Source organism: Streptomyces sp. NPDC048496, from assembly GCF_043200055.1.
Classification (GTDB): Bacteria; Actinomycetota; Actinomycetes; order Streptomycetales; family Streptomycetaceae; genus Streptomyces.
Genome location: NZ_JBICXB010000010.1, coordinates 63,014 through 82,080 on the forward strand (window position 1 = coordinate 63,014; position 19,067 = coordinate 82,080).

The 19,067-nt window shown below is 70.5% G+C and carries 16 protein-coding genes and 1 other RNA gene; 9 read left to right on the forward strand and 8 right to left on the reverse strand.

Annotation, left to right across the window (positions count from 1 at the left end):
- Nucleotides 1-374 precede the first annotated feature (374 nt).
- A complete protein-coding gene (locus tag ACGFSA_RS13315) occupies nucleotides 375-1,691 on the reverse strand; it encodes a hypothetical protein (protein ID WP_393303579.1) in 1,317 nt (438 codons plus the stop codon).
- A 202-nt stretch (nucleotides 1,692-1,893) separates the two neighbouring features.
- On the opposite strand from ACGFSA_RS13315, the gene ACGFSA_RS13320 reads away from it, so the two are divergent.
- From ACGFSA_RS13320 to ACGFSA_RS13335, 4 genes are all read left to right on the forward strand, one after another.
- Nucleotides 1,894-2,937, forward strand: a complete 1,044-nt coding sequence (locus ACGFSA_RS13320) for an ABC transporter substrate-binding protein (protein ID WP_393303581.1) — start codon at nucleotides 1,894-1,896, stop codon at nucleotides 2,935-2,937.
- Between the two features lie 109 nt (nucleotides 2,938-3,046).
- Nucleotides 3,047-3,892 (forward strand): Nif3-like dinuclear metal center hexameric protein, encoded by an 846-nt coding sequence (locus ACGFSA_RS13325; protein WP_393303583.1) that lies wholly within the window; start codon nucleotides 3,047-3,049, stop codon nucleotides 3,890-3,892.
- Entirely contained in the window at nucleotides 3,889-4,632 is a 744-nt protein-coding gene (locus ACGFSA_RS13330) for a zinc ribbon domain-containing protein (protein WP_393303750.1), read from the forward strand. The genes ACGFSA_RS13325 and ACGFSA_RS13330 overlap by 4 nt, the downstream gene beginning before the upstream one ends.
- Nucleotides 4,632-5,858, forward strand: coding sequence for a bifunctional RNase H/acid phosphatase (locus ACGFSA_RS13335; protein ID WP_393303585.1), 1,227 nt, complete (start codon nucleotides 4,632-4,634; stop codon nucleotides 5,856-5,858). The genes ACGFSA_RS13330 and ACGFSA_RS13335 overlap by 1 nt, the downstream gene beginning before the upstream one ends.
- A gap of 54 nt (nucleotides 5,859-5,912) precedes the next feature.
- On the opposite strand, the gene eda is transcribed toward ACGFSA_RS13335, so the two are convergent.
- Together eda and yaaA are read right to left on the reverse strand one after the other, a co-directional pair.
- Entirely contained in the window at nucleotides 5,913-6,536 is a 624-nt protein-coding gene (gene eda / locus ACGFSA_RS13340; protein WP_393303587.1) for a bifunctional 4-hydroxy-2-oxoglutarate aldolase/2-dehydro-3-deoxy-phosphogluconate aldolase, read from the reverse strand.
- A gap of 73 nt (nucleotides 6,537-6,609) precedes the next feature.
- The gene (yaaA, locus tag ACGFSA_RS13345) at nucleotides 6,610-7,410 is read right to left on the reverse strand and encodes a peroxide stress protein YaaA (protein ID WP_393303589.1); all 801 of its coding nucleotides are present in this window, start codon (nucleotides 7,408-7,410) and stop codon (nucleotides 6,610-6,612) included.
- A 316-nt stretch (nucleotides 7,411-7,726) separates the two neighbouring features.
- Here yaaA and ACGFSA_RS13350 point away from each other — a divergent pair, with 316 nt between their 5' ends.
- Nucleotides 7,727-9,169, forward strand: a complete 1,443-nt coding sequence (locus ACGFSA_RS13350; protein WP_393303591.1) for an RNB domain-containing ribonuclease — start codon at nucleotides 7,727-7,729, stop codon at nucleotides 9,167-9,169.
- Here ACGFSA_RS13350 and ACGFSA_RS13355 read toward each other — a convergent pair.
- On the reverse strand, nucleotides 9,120-9,878 hold the full coding sequence (locus ACGFSA_RS13355; protein ID WP_393303593.1) for a MerR family transcriptional regulator: 759 nt from the start codon (nucleotides 9,876-9,878) through the stop codon (nucleotides 9,120-9,122). The two genes, ACGFSA_RS13350 and ACGFSA_RS13355, sit on opposite strands and share 50 nt — an antisense overlap.
- Nucleotides 9,879-10,079: 201 nt before the next feature.
- On the opposite strand from ACGFSA_RS13355, the gene ACGFSA_RS13360 reads away from it, so the two are divergent.
- Nucleotides 10,080-10,649, forward strand: coding sequence for a Uma2 family endonuclease (locus ACGFSA_RS13360; RefSeq protein ID WP_393303752.1), 570 nt, complete (start codon nucleotides 10,080-10,082; stop codon nucleotides 10,647-10,649).
- A 40-nt stretch (nucleotides 10,650-10,689) separates the two neighbouring features.
- Nucleotides 10,690-11,091: RNase P RNA component class A (rnpB, locus tag ACGFSA_RS13365), an RNA gene on the forward strand.
- Between the two features lie 117 nt (nucleotides 11,092-11,208).
- Here the strand turns inward: rnpB and ACGFSA_RS13370 are convergent.
- Nucleotides 11,209-12,969: an ABC transporter ATP-binding protein gene (locus ACGFSA_RS13370; RefSeq protein WP_393303595.1), complete on the reverse strand. Its 1,761-nt coding sequence runs from the start codon at nucleotides 12,967-12,969 to the stop codon at nucleotides 11,209-11,211.
- The gene (locus ACGFSA_RS13375; RefSeq protein WP_393303597.1) at nucleotides 12,966-14,750 is read right to left on the reverse strand and encodes an ABC transporter ATP-binding protein; all 1,785 of its coding nucleotides are present in this window, start codon (nucleotides 14,748-14,750) and stop codon (nucleotides 12,966-12,968) included. Before ACGFSA_RS13375 ends, ACGFSA_RS13370 begins: the two co-directional genes overlap by 4 nt.
- Nucleotides 14,751-14,991: 241 nt before the next feature.
- Between ACGFSA_RS13375 and ACGFSA_RS13380 the strand changes: the two genes are divergently transcribed.
- Nucleotides 14,992-15,354 carry a hypothetical protein gene (locus ACGFSA_RS13380; RefSeq protein WP_393303599.1) on the forward strand — a complete coding sequence of 121 codons (363 nt, stop codon included), beginning with the start codon at nucleotides 14,992-14,994 and terminating at the stop codon, nucleotides 15,352-15,354.
- Between the two features lie 35 nt (nucleotides 15,355-15,389).
- The gene (locus tag ACGFSA_RS13385; protein WP_393303601.1) at nucleotides 15,390-17,381 is read left to right on the forward strand and encodes a glycoside hydrolase domain-containing protein; all 1,992 of its coding nucleotides are present in this window, start codon (nucleotides 15,390-15,392) and stop codon (nucleotides 17,379-17,381) included.
- A 131-nt stretch (nucleotides 17,382-17,512) separates the two neighbouring features.
- Here the strand turns inward: ACGFSA_RS13385 and ACGFSA_RS13390 are convergent, their stop codons facing one another.
- Entirely contained in the window at nucleotides 17,513-18,415 is a 903-nt protein-coding gene (locus ACGFSA_RS13390; protein WP_393303603.1) for a MauE/DoxX family redox-associated membrane protein, read from the reverse strand.
- 31 nt (nucleotides 18,416-18,446) lie between these two features.
- Nucleotides 18,447-19,061: a cell wall protein gene (locus ACGFSA_RS13395; RefSeq protein ID WP_393303605.1), complete on the reverse strand. Its 615-nt coding sequence runs from the start codon at nucleotides 19,059-19,061 to the stop codon at nucleotides 18,447-18,449.
- Between the last annotated feature and the right edge of the window lie 6 nt (nucleotides 19,062-19,067).

Consider the following 19,067-nt stretch of genomic DNA (forward strand, 5'->3'; position numbering starts at 1 on the left):
CCTCCGCAGCCGAACAGCGCTGCGGAGGCCCTTCCTTCACTCGTTCCCTCGTGGATTTCCGTCGCGGTCAGGCCGCTCGGCCGCCCCCCTCGGCGGGGCGCCGGTGGCGACCGTGCGGCTGCCCGCCCGTGCTCTCCATCGACACACCCCCTCGGTGCTTTCCGGAGCTGCCGGCGTCGGCCCCTGCGGCGTCCGCCCCCGGCGGGCGCGTCTGGGTCGTGTCGGTTCGGGCTTCAGACATGTGGGAAGTCACCCCGTTGTGATCGCTTGCGTGTGTGTCACCGGGACCATTGCGCCACCACCACCCGACACGGTCACCGTCGGCAACCGCGCCCATCGGCTAGTAGGGGTGCCCCCTGGCCCCGGCCAAGAATTTAACCAGGTGCCGTGCGCCCCACGAGAGGCGCCTGGCCAAGTGGAACCGGCTTGCACACGGGAAGAGGCGTGGCAGCCGCGGACGGTTGCATACCGCTTTCCGTGACCGTCGTCCACGCAGGCCCGGCGCCGCGTTCCCCGTCCTCCGGCGCCTGCAGCAGGGCCACCCCGCACGGCACGTCCCGGCCGGCGTACGGGAGCTTGAGGAAGCCGTCCCGGGTCCACACCCCGGACCCGGCAAACCACCCGTCCGGAGCGGCGAGTTGGTGCAGCCTGCGCCCCGCCGGACGCCACACCCCGACCCAGCTGCCGGCCGCCCCGTCGATACGCAGCGCCACCGCACAGCTCTCCGGCATCAGCGTCTGCCCGGGCTGCACGGCGAACGGCGTCACCGCGACATCCGCCGGACGCAGACACTCCGGGAAGCGCACCGGCAGACAGCTGCCGAGCACCCCCCAGCCGAGCCGGTCGTGGCCCGGCGCATCGGAACGGATCAGCAGCAGCCCGCTGTCAGCATCGGCGAGCAGCAGACGGTCGTTGCTGTCCGGCGTGATCTGCAGCAGCGGCGACACCTCGCCGCCCCGGTCCAGATCCACGACGACCGCCTTCACCGGACCGCCGCCCACAGGCTCCCGGTCCAGGGCCAGCATCCGCCCCGCCCGGTCCAGCCAGACCCCGCCGGAGCACCGTCCCGGCACCTCGGCCACCTGCTGCGGCCCGAACACCCCGCCCGCCACCAGCCAGACGGCGGTGGAGCGTTCACCGACCGACAGTGCGTACGCGCTCGCACCGTCCGGCGACGGCGGCACAAGGGTCAGGGGGGTGTCGTCGGCGCACTCGAGGGTGCCGAGGGGCAGTTCGCCGGTGCCGGGGCCCGTCGGGTAGAGCAGGGAGAAGGCGTGCCGGTCCGCCACCCGCCGCCGGATCAGCACCCGGCCGTCGGCGAGCGGCAGCACGTCGGAGTCCGGCTCCTCGGGCTGGTCGAGGGGGAGCGGCACGGCGTACGGCTCGTGCCCGTCGAGCGTCCAGCGCTCGGGGAACCAGGCGGTGTCCGGCGCCTGCCCGGCGAGCGTGAGCCGCGCCGCGTACGAGCCGTCGGCGGTGATGGTGAACCTGCCGGCGGCGGCAGCCCCGCCCGGCCCGGCGGACTCGCCGGGACTGTTGGGGGCACTCGGCTTGCCGGACTCGCCCTGCTCACCGGGCTCGATGAGCCCGCCCCGCTCCTCCGGACCCCCGGGTTCTTCCGCTTCTCCGGACGCGGGATCCACCGTCGCGGCGGCCCCGGCCGTCTCACCCTCGATGGCACGGGCAGTCATGCTCGTCACCTCCGGCAACCGAAGCTAGTTTTCGCACTTCCTGCCGGACAACAGGAGACCCGTCACTTCACACATAAGGATGGTGATGCCCGGATTCGCCTGAGAGCGAGGGGGTGGTTGTGCTCCTGATGGAGCGTCTAGTTAAGGTTAGGCTGCCCTAAGTAATCCTGTGAGTCCCTCAACTGGAGCAAGTGACCCCGTGATGTCCATAAGACGCCGCAGCACCGCAGCGGTCGGCCTGGCAGTGGCCGCCGCCCTCACTCTCTCCGCCTGCGGCAGCGACGGCAGTGAAAAGGCGGGCGACTCGGCCAAGTCCGCCGGCGGCGACAAGAAGGCAGCCGTGGCGACGGGCGGCAAGGACTTCGGCGACGCGGCGAAGAAGACGGCCGGGTACGGGACGGACGCCGCGGCGGGCCAGTTCCCCCGGACCCTCACCCACGCCATGGGCACGACCGAGCTCAAGTCCGCCCCGAAGCGGGTCGTCGTGCTGGACGTCGGCGAGTTCGACAACGTCGTCTCGCTGGGTGTGAAGCCCGTCGGATACGCCCCCTCCGAGGGCGACGAGGCCATCCCCTCGTACCTGAAGAAGGACGCGGGCAACCCATCGAGCGTCGGCACGATCAACAACCTCAACCTCGAGGCGATCGCGGGCCTGAAGCCGGACCTGATCCTCGGCAGCCAGCTGCGCGCCGCCGACAAGTACGACCAGCTCTCCAAGATCGCGCCGACCGTGTTCTCCATCCGTCCGGGCTTCACCTGGAAGGAGAACTACCTGCTCAACGCCGCGGCGCTGGACAAGACCGCCAAGGCGAAGAGCCAGCTCGACGCGTACGAGAAGAAGGCCGCCGAGCTCGGCGAGGACATCGGCCCCGACAAGCCGACCATCTCCATGGTCCGCTACCTGCCGGACCGCATCCGCCTCTACGCGAAGGCGTCGTTCATCGGCACGATCCTTGAGGACGCAGGTCTGCCACGGCCCAAGAACCAGCAGATCGACGACCTCGCCACCGAGATCAGCCCCGAGAAGATCGACGAGGCGGACGCCGACTGGATCTTCACCGGCGTCTACGGCGACCCGAAGGCGACCAAGCGCGACACCGCACAGTCCAACCCGCTGTGGAAGAACCTGAAGGCGGTCAAGGAGGGCCGGGCGAAGGACGTCCCGGACGAGACCTGGTACCTCGGCCTCGGCGTCACCGCGGCGAACCTGGTCCTCGACGACCTCCGCGCCGACCTGGTCACGTAGCCGGCCGGGCGGAACTGCGCGTAACGATACGTAACCGGCTGTCGCCCGGTCCTCACGGGTCGCCTCAGCCATGGGCAACGGGGCGCGGACGGAAGGTAGCCTTTCCTCCGTGCCCCGTCTGTCTGAAGTCCTCACCGCGCTCGACGCCCTCTGGCCTCCCGAGCGGGCCGAAGGATGGGACGCGGTCGGGACGGTCTGCGGAGACGTGGGCAACCCGGCCGCCGAAGTCGACCGTGTGCTCTTCGCCGTCGACCCGGTCCAGGAGGTCGCCGACGAGGCGGTCGGACTCGGAGCCCAGCTGATCGTCACCCACCACCCCCTCTATCTGCGGGGCACGACGACGGTCGCGGCCGACACCTTCAAGGGCCGGGTCGTGCACACCCTCATCAAGCACGACATCGCCCTGCACGTCGCGCACACCAACGCCGACACCGCCGACCCAGGGGTCTCCGACGCGCTCGCCGGCGCCCTCGACCTGCGGGTCACCGGCCCCCTCGTACCCGACCCGACCGACCCCAAGGGCCTTCGAGGCCTCGGCCGGATCTGCGAACTCGACCACCCCGAGACCCTCCGCGACTTCGCGGCCCGCGCCGCCGCGCGGCTGCCCGCCACCGCGCAGGGCATCCGCATGGCCGGCGACCCGGACGCGCTCGTGCGTACCGTCGCGGTCAGCGGCGGCTCCGGCGACGGCCTCTTCGACGCCGTGCGCGCCGCGGGCGTCGACGCCTTCCTCACCGCCGATCTGCGCCACCACCCGGCCTCCGAGGCCGTTCAGCAGTCTCCGATCGGCCTGATCGACGCCGCGCACTGGGCCACCGAATGGCCCTGGTGCGAGCAGGCCGCGGCGCAGCTCGACGCGATTTCCGACCGCCACGGATGGGACCTGCGGGTCCATGTCTCGAAGCAGGTCACCGACCCCTGGACCACCCACCACTCTTCTGGAGCCCCCAACTGAACGCCGCGCCCGCCGACCAGATCCGACTTCTCGACGTCCAGGCCCTCGACGTACGGCTGTCGCAGCTTGCCCACAAGCGCAAGTCGCTGCCCGAGCACGCCGAGATCGACTCGCTCACCGCCGACCTCGCACAACTGCGTGACCTGCTGGTCGCCTCGCAGACCGAGGAGAGCGACACCGCCCGCGAGCAGACCAAGGCGGAGCAGGACGTCGACCTGGTGCGCCAGCGCGCCGTCCGCGACCAGCAGCGCCTGGACTCCGGCGCGGTCACCTCGCCGAAGGACCTGGAGAGCCTGCAGCGCGAGATCACCTCGCTGGCCAAGCGCCAGGGTGACCTGGAGGACGTCGTCCTCGAGGTCATGGAGCGCCGCGAGTCCGCACAGGAGCGCGTCACCGAGCTGACCGCACGGGTCTCCGCCGTCCAGGCCAAGGTCGACGACGCGACCGCCCGCCGGGACGCCGCGACACGAGAGCTCGACGAGGAGGCCGCGACCGTCACGAAGGAGCGCGAGCTCGTCGCCGGCTCCGTACCTGCCGACCTCCTCAAGCTGTACGACAAGCTCCGTGCCCAGTCGGGCGGGGTCGGCGCCGCCCGGCTCTACCAGCGCCGTTGCGAGGGCTGCCGGCTGGAGCTGAACATCACCGAGGTCAACGACGTGAAGGCGGCGTCCCCGGACACGGTGCTGCGCTGCGAGAACTGCCACCGCATCCTGGTCCGTACGGCGGAGTCGGGCCTGTAATGACGGAGCCGCGTCAGTTCGTCATCGAGGCCGACGGCGGCTCCCGGGGCAACCCGGGGCCCGCCGGGTACGGCGCGGTCGTGATCGACCCGGTCACGGGGGAGACGCTCGCCGAGGCCGCCGAGTACATCGGCATCGCGACGAACAACGTGGCCGAGTACAAGGGCCTCATCGCGGGCCTGAAGGCCGCGAAGGCGCTGGTGCCGGACGCGTCGGCGGACGGTGCGCTGCGGGTGCGCGTCCGGATGGACTCCAAGCTGGTCGTGGAACAGATGTCGGGCCGCTGGAAGATCAAGCACCCCGACATGAAGCCGCTCGCGGCGGAGGCGGCCCGGATCCTTCCGGCGTCCTCCGTCACGTACGAGTGGATCCCCCGCGAGAAGAACAAGCACGCGGACCGGCTCGCCAACGAGGCGATGGACGCGGGCAAGCGAGGCAAGCAGTGGGAGCCGTCGGCGTCGACGGCCGCACTCGACCTGCCCCCGGTCTCCGGTCCTCCCGGGGACGCGGCGGCAGGCGCCGCGAAGGCACGGGCGGCGATGTCCACCCGCCGTGAACCCGCGGCCACCCCCCAGGCCGGCTGGGGTGCTGCCCCCGACATGGGTGCACCCGCGACGTTCGTCCTGCTCCGCCACGGCGAGACGGCCCTCACCCCCGAGAAACGGTTCTCCGGCAGTGGCGGCACCGACCCCGAACTCTCGGCGGCCGGCCGCCACCAGGCGGAGCGCGTGGCCGAGTCCCTCGCGGCCCGCGGCACCATCCAGGAGATCGTCAGCTCGCCCCTGCGCCGCTGCCGCGAAACGGCGGCGACGGTGGCCGCGCGCCTGGGCCTGACCGTCGAGATCGAGGAAGGCCTGCGCGAGACGGACTTCGGTGCCTGGGAAGGCCTGACGTTCGCCGAGGTCCGTGAACGGTACGGCCCCGACCTGGACGCCTGGCTCGCCTCCACGAGGACGCCACCGACGGGCGGCGGCGAGAGCTTCGCCGAGGTGGCCCGCCGGGTCTCGTCCACCCGCGACCGCCTGACCACCCGGTACGCGGGCCGCACGGTGCTCCTGGTCACGCACGTGACCCCGATCAAGACCCTGGTCCGCCTGGCCCTGGGCGCCCCACCGGAGTCCCTGTTCCGCATGGAACTCTCGGCGGCGTCGCTGTCGGCGGTGGCGTACTACGCGGACGGCAACGCGTCACTGCGACTGCTGAACGACACGTCGCACCTCCGGTAGAAAGCGCAAGCCGCACCCCGGATTCTGCCGCCCCCGGTGGTGGCGCCCCGGGAATCAGCCGCGCAGCGCCGCCGCCTCGCCCGCCAACCGCTCCACCCGCGCCCAGTCCTTCGCCGCCACCGCATCCCCCGGCACCATCCAACTGCCACCCACGCAGCCGATGTTCGGCAGTGCCAGGTATGACGGAGCCGAGGCGAGCGAGATGCCGCCCGTCGGGCAGAACCGGGCCTGGGGGAGCGGTGCGGACAGCGCCTTGAGGTAGGCCGTGCCACCTGCCGCCTCCGCCGGGAAGAACTTCATCTCGGTGACCCCGCGCTCCAGCAGCGCCACGACCTCGGACGTCGTCGAGACGCCCGGCAGGAACGGCACCCCCGACCCCTTCATCGCGTTCAGCAGGACATCCGTCCAGCCTGGGCTGACCAGGAACCGGGCCCCGGCCGCCACCGTGTCGGCGACGTTCTGCGCGGAGATCACCGTGCCCGCGCCCACCACCGCATCCGGTACCTCCGCCGCGATCGCCTTGATCGCGTCCACTGCCGCCGCCGTCCGCAGCGTCACCTCGATGGCCGGGAGCCCGCCCGCTACCAGGGCTCGGGCGAGCGGCACCGCGTCGGCGGCGTCCTCCAGGACGACTACGGGGACTACGGGGGCAAGGTCCAGCACGGAGGAGGAGGTCATGGCCTCATCCTGCCGTGGTCATCGCGCAATACGCAACGAGCGTTGCACATGCTGCAACAGTGCGTGCCCGGTGTCAGTGGATCTCCGTCACGACCACATCGAGCGCCCACGGACGCCCCGCCCGCGCCGGAGCCTGCGCCTCCACCACGTACCCCAGCTCCCGCAACGCGTCCACCAGCTCCGCGGGCCCCTTCGGCCGGTCCCCCGACTGCAGCAGGTCGCGGACCATCCGCCCCTTCGTCGCCTTGTTGAAGTGGCTGACCACCGACCGCTTCTCCACCCCGTCCACCATCTGGGAGTGCAGCACCCGCACGCTCGCCGTGCGCTCCGCCACCGCACCCTTCGGCTTCCACGCCGCCGTGTACGCGGACGACCGCAGATCCAGTACGAGCCCGTCCCCGGCCGCCTCCGGCATCACCTCGGCCATCGGGCCCCGCCAGTACGCGCCCAAGGCGCCGAGCCCCGGCAGCTTCACCCCCATCGAGCAGCGGTACGACGGAATCCGGTCGCCCACCCGCACCGCGCCCCACAGCCCGGAGAAGACCAGCAGCGACTTCCCGGCCCGCCGCCGGGCCGCCGTGTCCAGGGACGCCAGGTCCAGAGCGTCGTACAGCACCCCGGTGTAGATCTCCCCGGCGGGCCGCGTCCCCGCCGTCCGCAGCTTGACGTTCTTCGCGATCTCGCCGCGCAGCCCCTCGCTGAGACCGATCACCTCGCGGGCCTTCTCCTCGTCCGCCACGCACAGCTCGACCAGCTCGTCGAGGACCGCGGCCCGGGCCTCGGCAAGCCCCGGCAGCGACAGCGACTCCGGCTTCAGGGGTGCTCCGCGACCCGAGGCGGCCTTTCCTTCGGAGGGCGGCAACAGCACGAGCACGGCGGTTCTCCTTCGTACGAACAGGGAAGCGGCCCCCACGACTGCCCAAGGCCTGCCTGCCAGCGTAAGGGGACGCCCGGACCGCCCAATCCGGCCCCCGGACCACTGGGGCCCATCCCTGGACCGCAGGATCATCCGTCCCTGGACCGCAGGATCACCCGGCACCTGGACCGCAGGGCCACCCGTCCCCGGACCGCAGGACCACCCCCGGACCGCAGGATCACCCGGCATCGGACCGCAGGATCACCCGGCATCGGACCGCAGGGCCGCCCGCACCCGGGATGCCGGTCGCCCCGCCCCGCCATACGCTCGGTTCATGCCCCGCCGCCATCTCCACATGACCGGCGCAGCCGACACCCCGTTGCGGGCGGCCTTGCGCGAACTGCGCACCACGCTCCGGCTGCCCGCCGATTTTTCGCGCGAGGTCCTCGCGGAGGCGGCGCAGGTGGCGAAGTCTCTCGTCCTGACAGGACACCAGGACGCGACGGACGTCCCTCTCTTCACCATCGACCCGCTCACCTCCACCGACCTCGACCAGGCGATGCACCTCGAACGCCGCCCGCACGGCTTCCGGGTCCACTACGCCATCGCCGACGTCGCCGCCTTCGTCCGTCCCGGCGGCGCACTCGACACCGAGGCCCATCGCCGGGTGACGACCCTCTATTTCCCCGACGGCAAGGTGCCGCTGCACCCCACCCCGCTCTCCGAGGGAGCAGCCAGCCTCCTCCCCGGGCAGACCCGCCCCGCCCTGCTCTGGCGGATCGACCTCGACGCGGAGGGCCGCGCGGGCGCCACCGACGTACGCCGGGCCCTGGTCCGCAGCCGGGCCAAGCTGGACTACGCGGGCGTCCAGCGACAGATCGACGCGGGCACGGCCGAGGAACCCCTCGCCCTGCTGAAGGACATCGGCCGGCTCCGCGAGGAGCAGGAGATCGCCCGCGGCGGGATTTCGCTCGATGTGCCCGAGCAGGAGATCGTCCAGCGTGACGGCGCATATGGCCTGGAGTACCGCGCCCCGCTGCCCGCCTACGGCTGGAACGCCCAGATCTCCCTCGTCACCGGCATGGCCGCCGCCCATCTGATGGCCGAGGCGGGCACCGGCATCCTACGGACGCTCCCGGTCGCCCCGGACGGCGCCGTCGCCCGGCTGCGCCGCTCGGCCGAGGCCCTGCACATCGACTGGCCGCACCACGTCCCGTACGCCCAGGTCGTCCGGTCGCTCGACCCGAAAAGGGCGAGCCACGCCGCGTTCCTGCAGGAGTGCACCACCCTGCTGCGCGGCGCCGGCTACACGGCCTTCGATCACGGTGAACTCCCCACCCCCGCCGTCCACGCCGCCGTGGCCGACCTCTACACGCACTGCACCGCGCCCCTGCGCCGCCTCGTCGACCGGTACGCGGCCGAAGTGTGCGTCGCGGCAGTCGCGGACCAGGAGCCGCCCGAGTGGGTGACGGCCGCGCTCCCCGGCCTGCCGAAGGAAATGGCCGAAGGGACCCGCCGCGCCAACACGGTGGAACGCGAGTGCGTCGACCTGGTCGAGGCGGCACTCCTCAGCGACCAGGTGGGCGAGGTCTTCGACGCGTACGTGGTCGACGTAGAGGACCAGGAACCCACCATCGGCACGGTCCACATCGAGCACCCCGCCATCGTGGCCCGCATCGACGGCGGCACGACGAAGCTCCCCCTGGGCGAACGGCTCCGGGTCCGCCTCACCCAGGCGGACCCGGGGGCGGCGAAGGTACTGTTCGCCCCCGCGTGAGAGCGGCGACGGCGGCGCGCGGGTCGTCGGCATGGAAGCGGACGGTCCGGGCCCACTCCCGCTTCCCGAGCGGCCGGACGAACTCGACCGGCCGGGTCAGCTCCACGGTCACCGTCGTCTGGCTCCCCACAACGAGGTCGAGCACCCCGTCCGGATCGTCCGGCACGGCCACGGGCGCCGCGGCCAGTGCGTCCAGCCGCTCGTAGAGCGCCAGTACGGCCGGGTCCTCGGCCAGCGGCCGGAGCGCGTCGAAGACCTCGCTGCCACCACCCACCGTGTCCAGCAGCGCCAGATGCTCGCGGTCCTTGGCCGCGGTCGGGGAGCCAGTGGCGGGCAGGGCGCCCAGCAGCTCGGCGAGTGCGGGCGATACGGGCTCCTCGGCGGTCGAGGGCCCGTCCAGCAGCCGGGCCAGCAGACGGCGCCGCTCCCGGATCTCGCTCTCCTGCCGGGCCAGATCGGCATCCAGCTCACCGAGTACGTCGGCCAGTTCGCGCCCGGCGTCGTCGGCGAGCACATCGCGCACCTCGTCGAGACCGAGTCCGAGCTCGGTGAGCCGCCGAATCCTGGCCAGGAGCACGGCGTCGCGCACGGTGTAGACGCGATAACCGTTGGCCCGGCGGCCGGGCTCGGGCAGCAGACCGATGTGGTGGTAGTGCCGAATCGCCCGCGAGGTGACCCCGACGAGCCCGGCAATCTCTCCGATGCGCATGGGGCCAGTAGAAACGTTGACGCCGCGGCAGGGTCAAGGCGCCCGCCCATCCGGCACCACCGGCGGCGGACGCCATCGACCTCTGAGAACTCGGCGCGGTCCTGTGCCACGATCGAGGGAAGAGCTCCGATCTCACGGACGGCTGATCCCACCATGTCCCAAGCTGGCGAGCGACCGAGGAAAGGGCGTGACATGACTGCCATGGCACATGAGCCGCTCACGCAGGCAGAGGTCCTTCTGGAGGGCTTCCTGGCCTTGGATACGCCGGAGGGCTTCCGGGCCGAGCTGATCGAGGGGGAGATCGTTGTGACGCCGCCGCCAGACGGGGATCACGAGGACTACATCAATCTGGTTCTGAAGCAGGTGATCAGGCGAGCCCGGACCGAAATGGACTTCTCCGGGAACAAGGGGCTGAAACTCAGGAGCGGCGGTGGCTGTCCCAAGAACCACGCCATCCCCGATGGGACGTTCGCGCCCACGGACCTGCGGCTCTTCCGGGGGGCCGAATCTTGGATGCCGTGCGAAGGGGTGTCGATGGTCGTGGAGGTGACCTCGGCCAAGCCCGAAGCCGACCGGGAGGCGAAGCGCCGTTGCTATGCCCGTGGCGGCATCCCGCTGTACCTGCTGATCGACCGCGAGACGTCCTCCGTCACCCTCTTCGGCGATCCCGAGGACGCTGACTACCGTCGGCACTGCGCGATCCCGTTCGGCGAGACGCTCTCTCTCCCCGAGCCATTTGGCTTCGATCTGGACACCGCCGACTTCGTCTGAGCCACCCCGCCCCGCCGGGTAGCATGGTCGACACGGCAGACGAGCCGGGCGGACGGCCGCGTGGGGATTTTCGGATCCTCCCGAGGAACGTCCGGGCTCCACAGGGCAGGGTGGTGGCTAACGGCCACCCGGGGTGACCCGCGGGACAGTGCCACAGAAAACAAACCGCCAGGGACTTCGGTCCTCGGTAAGGGTGAAACGGTGGTGTAAGAGACCACCAGCGCCTGAGGTGACTCAGGCGGCTAGGTAAACCCCACCCGGAGCAAGGTCAAGAGGGGCCGTCGCAGGACGGCCCTGCGCGAACGTCCGAGGGCTGCTCGCCCGAGTTCGCGGGTAGACCGCACGAGGCCGGCAGCAATGCCGGTCCTAGATGGATGGCCGTCTCCCCGGCCGCCGCGAGGCGACCGGGTGACAGAACCCGGCGTACAGCCCGACTCGTCTGCCGCTACCTGCGGTTTTGCCTTCGGAAGGGCCTCTGACCTGCGTCGGAGGCCCTTTCTGGGCTTTCAGTAGTTTGCTGCTTCAGGCGGTGAAAAGTCCCTCACGGGTCACCGGAAACTCAGTTTTCGCCGTCCCACGACCGCCACAGCGCCGCGTACGCTCCGTCCGCGCCGACCAGCTCATCGTGCGTGCCCAGCTCGACGATGCGGCCGGACTCCATGACGGCGACGCGATCGGCGTCATGTGCGGTCTGAAGCCGGTGGGCGATGGCGATGATGGTGCGGTCCGACCGGACGGCGGCCATCGCTCGCTCCGCCTGCCGGGCCGTCTTCGGGTCGAGGAGTGACGTGGCCTCGTCCAGGATCAGGGTGTGCGGATCCGCCAGATGCACCCTGGCCAGGGTGAGTTGCTGCGACTGCGCGGCCTCCAGTTCGACTCCGCCCGAGCCCAGCCGGGTGTCCAGGCCATCCGGCAGTTCGGCCACCCAGTCCGCCTCCACCAGCGCCAGTGCCGCGAGGATGGCCTCGTCGTCGGCCTCGGGTGCGGCCATGGTCATGTTGTCGCGAAGGGTGCCCAAGAACACGTGGTGCTGCTGCGTGATGAGGACGATGCGGTTGCCCAGCTCGCCCGCTGCGGCCAGGGCGGCGACGGGAACGCCGCCGACCAGGATGCGACCGGTGTCCGGTGCGTCCACACCGGACATCAGCTTGCCGAGGGTGGACTTGCCTGCTCCGGACCGGCCGACCACCGCCAGCCGTTCGCCCGGACGTACCTGCAGCTCGACATCCTTGAGGACCTCGTGTCCGGGGAGGTAGGAGTACCGCACGCCGCTGACCTCGATGAGGTCGTCCGCAGGGGTCGGTACCGGGGCGTCAGACGTGTGCGAGACCAGTCCGACGCCCTTGACGCGGGCGAACGAGGCGCCGCTGCGCTGCAGTTGTTCGACCCAGATGAGCATCTGGTTGAGCGGGTCGACCAGCTGCCACATGTATAGGCTACCCGCCACCACGGCGCCCAGGGGGATCGCTCCGTCGAGGTAGCCCAGCCCGCCCACGAGGAGGATGAGTGCCATGGGCAGGGTGTGCGCGAACTCGGTGACCGGGAACAGCACTGTCCGCAGGGAGAGGGTGCGCGCACTGGCGCGGTAGGTGGTGTCGATGGCCTTGTCGAGGGTGTGGTTCTGCTGTGCACGCAGCCCGTAGGCCTCGACGGTGCGGGCACCGTGCGCAGTGGAATTGAGGATCTCGGAGACCTCACCGGCGGCCGCTCCCTCGGCGAGGTAGGCGGCACGGGAGCGCGTCAGGTACCAGCGGCTCACTCCCCATACGAGCGGAAGCCCCACCGCCGAGCACAGCCCGAGGAGGGGGTCCAGAAGGAAGACCGCGGCGAAGATGAACACGACCTGGACGCCGGCAATGAAGATGTCCGGGGCCGCATTGCGCAGGGTGGCTGCAACGGTGGAGACGTCCAGGGTGGAACGGGTGACCAGATCGCCGGTGCCCACCTCGTCCGCGATCCGCCCCGGCAGCGCGAGGGTGCGGTCGATGACCTGCTCACGGAGCCGGGCGAGCGCGCGCTCGCCGAAGCGGTGGGAGAGACCTCGTGCAAAGCGCATCAGCACCAATTGGGCTGCCGCGAAGCTCAGAACGGCGGCGGCCAGTCCGTCGACTCGGGAGACGGACAGATCGCCGGCCTCGACTCCGGTGACGATGCGGCCCAGCAGCCAGGGACCGGCCGCGCCGGCAAGTGCGGCAAGACAGGTCAGCAGCAGGATTCCGCGGATGGCCCCCCGGTCGTCGTTCAACAGCTGCCAGGCGGCCCGGCGCACCGTCCTGGCGTCGGCGACCGGCAGGCGCGGCGTCTCGTCGGACTGGCTCATCGGGGCTGTCCTTCCACGTGATGCGCCGCGGCGGCTTCGTCACGGATTTCGGTGCTACCGCGGAACACCAGTGCTGCGTATCCGGGTTGACCGGCGAGGAGTTCGCCGTGCGTGCCGGTCGCGTGCACCTTCCCGTCCACGAGGTAGGCGACCTCGTCGGCTTGGCCGAGCACGAGTGGCGATGAACTGACGACGAGGGTCGTCAGCCCGTGGCGGTACCGTGCCACGCGGGTGGCGACGGTTGCCTCAGTGTGCGCGTCCAGTGCGGATGTTGGCTCCACCAGCAGGAGCACCGCTGGATCCGCGAGCAGGGCCCGGGACAGCCGCAGCCGTTGGCGTTGTCCGCCCGAGACGTTGCGGGCCTGGTTCTCCAGGCGGGTGTCGAGCCCGTCGGCCAGCGTTTCGACGATGTCCTCTGCGGCGGCGGCGCGCAGCGCCCGCCAGATATCCTCGTCGGAGCGGTCGGTGTTGCCGGAGACGACAGAACGTAGTGGTCCAGCGAACACATAGGCATCATTGTCGGCGAGCAGGATGTGCCGTCTGAGAGCGGTGCGGTCCCAGTCGGACAGCTTGGTCTCGCCCCAGGAGACGTCGGAGGCGGTGTAGCCGGCCAACCGGTCCACCACGGTGCGTGGCTCGTCGGGGCGGGCGCCGACCAGGGCTGTCACCTTCCCCGGGGCGACCACCAGGCCCGACTCGGGGTCGTGCAACCGGCTGGGGGAGTCCGGTGGGTCGAGTCGGGTCCGGTGCTCCTCGGGAGCCGGCTCGAGCGCGAGGATGTCGACCACCCTGCCTGCGGAGACGAGCCCGCGCGGCAGATCGTCTGCCCCTTCGATAAAGGCCGAGACGGGTACCAGCAGGGCGGCGACGTATCCGTAGACCGCCACCAGTTCGCCCACGGTGATGGCCCCGGTGGCCGCCATCCGCGCACTGATCCACGTCACGATGGCGAGAAAGACTATGGGAAGGCACGCGGTGAGTGCCTGGACCCAGCTGGTTATGGTGGCAACACGGTATCCGAGAGGAACGAGGGCCTGGGAGCGTTCCCGGTACCGTCCGGCGAACATGGGCTTGCCGCCGATTCCGTTGAGGATGCTCAGGCCGGCCACCATGTCGCCGGCGAGAGCGGTCAGGGTGCCCTGATCCTCCCGGTAGCGGCTTTCAGCGCTGTGCAGATTCCCCAGCAAGGGGCCGACCGTCAACGCCAGGGCCGGGACACCGAGAAGGATCACCAGAGCAAGAACGGCGGAGATCCGGAACAGCAGGACGGCGGTTGCGACGTACGCGACGGCCGCACCCACGCCGGGACCCGTGATGGTCAGTGTCTGGGCGATCCTGCTGATGTCACCGGCTTGGAGGTGTGCGAGCTCACCTGCGGACACCTGCCGGGGCAGCGTCGATCCCAAGCGGGTGACGTGGCGTGTGACGACCTGCACCGTGCGGTAGGCCGCGTCCACACGAATGAGCGTCATGGTGCGGTGTCGCAGGATGCCGAGGATCGCGATCCCGGCCCCCGCGACGACCAGGGCGCCGATCCAGAGGAGCAACGCCCGCGTGTCCCGGGCCCTGAGCCCGTCATCGATCGTCTTCGACATCAGGTACGGCGGAAGCATGAGTGCGCACATCCATGTGCTGCCCCACGCGGAGCCGAGGAGGACTCGTTTGCGTTGACTTGTCGTCAGCCACCACAGGAACCGCAGGGGACTCCGGTGATCCGGCAGGCCCGGGTCCTCGTAGGGGACCCGGCGCGCACCTGCGGGCAGGTCTGGTCCGTGGATCATCTTGGTCATCCTTGCGTGAGATTGAGGGACAGATGCGGCCGACCGGAGCATCGGGACCTGAAGGCGGCAGGTCAGCCTACGAGCCGTTCCGCTGCTCCGCTACGGAATCGGGTCGGGCCGTGCAGCAGGGCCGCCGAGAGAGGGCAGTCGTGCGGAGGTCGGTTCCGGCAGCTGAAACAGCATCAGCAACACCTTCGTCGGCGACTTCACGGGTGACGGTGGGGATGATCTTGGTGGTGTCGTGACGTCGATCGGGACGTTCTACCTGTACAAGGGTCATGGCGACGGCGCCATCGATGGCGGTTCCTCCCGTACGGAGACAGGTTCCGGTGGCTGGAACGGGATCTCGGACCACGACGGCGGTGACTTCACCGGTAGAGGTACGGGTGACCTGGCAGCCCTCGAATCCCAGCCGGGCGCCACCGGAAAGCCCTACCTCTACAAGGTCAACGGCACAGGCGGCCTCAACGCCCGCATCGAAATCGGCACCGGCGCCTGGTGGCACCCCACCAGGCGGGTCCGAGTTCGCTGCGGCCCCGCCCTGCCTCTGTGCGCTCCCTGCCCCGACCTGCCACATCGGCCCGACTTCTGGAAGAGAGAATGAAGAACCGTCATCTGCGCCGTTCAGCCTGTGCCTTCATGGCCGCCATCGGACTGACCGCGATGTTCCATCACTCCGCTGCCGCCTCGGCGGCGGAACCGCTCACCCACGTCGAGTACCGAGGACTCTCCATCGACGTTCCGGCCGGGTGGAGGCTGGTGGACCTGGAGACGGACCCGAACGCCTGCGTGAGACTCGATCAGCACGCCGTGTACCTGGGGCATCCGGGAGCCGAGCAGTTCTGCCCCAGCCACCTGATCGCCACGAAGACCGATGCGATCGTGCTGGAGCCGTTCACCGGAGCTGCACCCCGAGAGGATGTGCCCACCGTGAACGTCCCGGCGGGCTCCCCCGCTCCCCGTGTTCTTGCGGCCGGCGACTCCCGCGAAGTACGGCTGGCCTTCGCGGGCGCCGGCGTCTATGCAACCGTCAGCTACGGTTCGTCGACGACAGCGATCGAGAAGATCCTGGGCTCCGCCACCATCAGCAGCACGGCCGAGCGGCAGACAGTTCCGGCCCCCCGGGCGCGGCCTTCCGCGGCCACCGCTTCCGCGATCCCGGGCACCGGCTACACCGGAAAAGCCTTCGATGCCTGCTCGGCGCCCTCCTCGGGCGCCATGGCGGACTGGGCGTCCTCACCCTACAGAGGGGTGGGCATCTACATGGGCGGACCGAGCCGGGCCTGCTCCCAACCGAACCTCACCGCTTCATGGGTGGCCGAGCAGAGCGGCCGTGGCTGGCATCTGCTCCCCGTCTACGCGGGCCTCCAAGCGGGGAGCATCTCCTCCTTAAGCGCGACCAGCCAGGGACGGTCGGCCGCCGACGCGGCGGTCGATCTGGCACAAGGGCTCGGATTCGTTCCCGGCACGGTGCTCTACACCGATATGGAGGCGTACTCCTCGGGGTACCGCACCAACGTCCTCAACTTTCTCTCCGGCTGGTCCGACCGTCTGCACGAACTGCGCTACCGGTCAGGCGTGTACAGCTCCTCCTCCAGTGGCATCAAGGACCTCTCCTCCGTCTACTCGTCCACGACGCTGGAGCGTCCGGACGTGGTCTGGTCCGCCAACTGGAACGGTAAAGCCGACACCGCCGACGTGAACATCCCCGCCGGGTACTGGTCCGAGCACCAGCGTGTTCACCAGCACGCGGGCAATGTCACCGAGTCGTACAGCGGGACGGCGATCAACATCGACCGGAACTACGTCGACGTCGGCGCGGCTGTGACCAGGGGCGACCCGGGTATGACAAATCTGACGGCCGGTGACTTCAATGGGGACGGCAAGAAGGACCTGGTGGCCGTTGAGGTGTCGACGGGCAATCTGTGGCTGTACCCCGGTACGGGCACGGGAACCCTGACCTCGCGGGTGCTGATCGGTAGGGGTGGCTGGAACGGCATGGCGAATCTGGCCGTCGGTGACCTCAACTCGGATGGCAAGGACGATCTCGTCGGCACCGAGATCGCGAGTGGAAAGCTGTACCTCTACCCCGGTACCGGTAGCGGTCCGGGACGTCGTAAGGAGATCGGTTCCGGCGGCTGGAACGGGATCAGCAACACCTTCGTCGGCGACTTCACGGGTGATGGCAGGGATGACCTCGGCGGTGTCGGGACGTCGACCGGGAAGCTCTACCTCTACCGGGGCCACGGCGACGGCACGATCGACGCCGGTCCCTCCCGGACGGAGATCGGCTCCGGTGGCTGGAACGGCATGGACAAGATCGTCAGTCCTGGTGACATGAACAGGGACGGCAGGGACGACATCGTCGCCACCGAGAAATCCACCGGGAAGCTCTATCTCTACAAGGGCCACGGCGGCGGCACGATCGACGCGGGTCCCTCCCGGACGGAGATCGGTTCCGGTGGATGGAACGGGATCTCGGACTACGCCGGCGCTGACTTCACCGGTGACGGTACGGGTGACCTGGAAGCGGTGGCGCCCCGGCAGGGCGCCACCGGAAAGCTCTACTTCTACAAGGGCAACGGCAAGGGCGGCCTCAACGCCCGCGTCGAAATCTCCGGCGGTTGGTGAGGGACCGCCCTCTCGACGACGGCAACCAGGAGGCGGACCCGAACCAGGCAGCGCCGGACCCGGCTATCGGTCCGGCGCTGCTGTGCACTGTGTTCCGGAGGCCTGTGCGGGCTGGTGATTCGTCCGTGGCGTCAGCCCACCATCGGCAGGATCTTCCGCGACGGCACCGCGCCCAGTTCGTCCACGGCCACCGCCTCCCCGCTGTCCGCGTCGACGTAGCTGACACGGACGACCGGGTCGTCACCGGTGTCGCGGCCGGCCGTGGCGTCGAGTGCAAACACCACCGTGACCGGGCGCGCGTTCTCCCGGTCCCCGTGCACACCCGAGTACTGGAGAATGCGCCAGCCGTTGTCCTCCCAGTGGTCCAGCAGGGCGGACCGGACCACCGGTGCGGCGGCCTGCCAGGCAAGGGAGTTCTCCAGGAGTTCGACGCTCGCCGCGACCGGCACCTGGTTCCCGGTGGCGGTGCCGAGGAGCGGGTGCCCGAAGACACGCAGCCTCGTCCGGCGCAGTGGCAGCAGCCACCACCGGTCGAGATCGGCCGAGAGAACGATCAGAACCGCCGCCGCCCCGGCCAGGAAGGCAACGGAACCGGCCGGCCGCTCGGAGACCGCCGACCACCAGGTGCCCCGTGCCACCGCCGCCGTGGCACCGCCGATGAGTACGACGGCCGCCCGCGCGAACGCCCGCCAGGTGATGGGGGAGTCCTCACGTGCCGAGCAGCCGCAGGAGGACTCCGGTGCCATGGCCCGGCCGTAGCCGAGATAGGTGAGGAAGCCCGCCCCTAGGACCGCCGCGGCTGCCCCCGGCACCGGGTTCGCCGGGACCACCAGCAGACCCGCGGCGATCAGGAGTTCACCCGCCCCGGTCGCGCGGAGGACTGTCGTGGCCCGCCCACTGCTGCGCAGCATGCGGGCCAGCGCCGTCTTCGGCGCCTGCCGGGCGGTGCCCCGGCTGAACACCTTGACCGCTCCGGTCCACCCGAGCAGGCCCGCGAGGACCAGTGGGGCGAGGCCCGTTGTCAGTGACAGCATCTCTTCCTCTCTCTGCGTCCTCGGTCCCGCATCAGTGCCCGACGGAGATGCGGACGACGTCCACGGAGTTGTCGGACGGCCGCCAGGCACCGAGCACCTGGGCGCTCTGCCCGATACGCAGCCGGGACAGGTCGGACGTCAGGGCGCGGCCCGCGTAGGAGGCGGTGGCGTCCGGGGCGACGTGACCGACCAGTTCGTGCTGCCCGTGGGCGAGGTGCAGCCGGTTCTTCGCGATGCCGCGGATCTGCGTGTCCAGGTTCACGATGTTCACCCACACCGCGTCGGCGGCCACGGTGCCGTCGGGCATCGTGACGCCGCGTGCGTAGAGCCCGTCGCCGACCTCGATCACCTCGGCCGTGGTGGCGCGCACCTTCCACACGCTGGTGACGTTGGTCATCTGCACCCGGGAGTGGCCGCCGTTGGAGCCCGCCACCTCCAGGACGCTGCCGGTGATGCCCGTGATGCGGCCCTCCACGAAGGTGGACCTGTCTATCGCGGGGTCGAGCGAGGGCTCCGCGGCGAAGGCGGCCTCGGCGTCGAGGCCGCCGAGCGCGGTCGCGCCGACGATGGTCGCGCCGCCGAGGGCGGCAGTGGTGAGGAAGCGCCGACGGCGCATCCCGTCGGCCCGGTCGTGTCGTGCGGTCATGGCCGT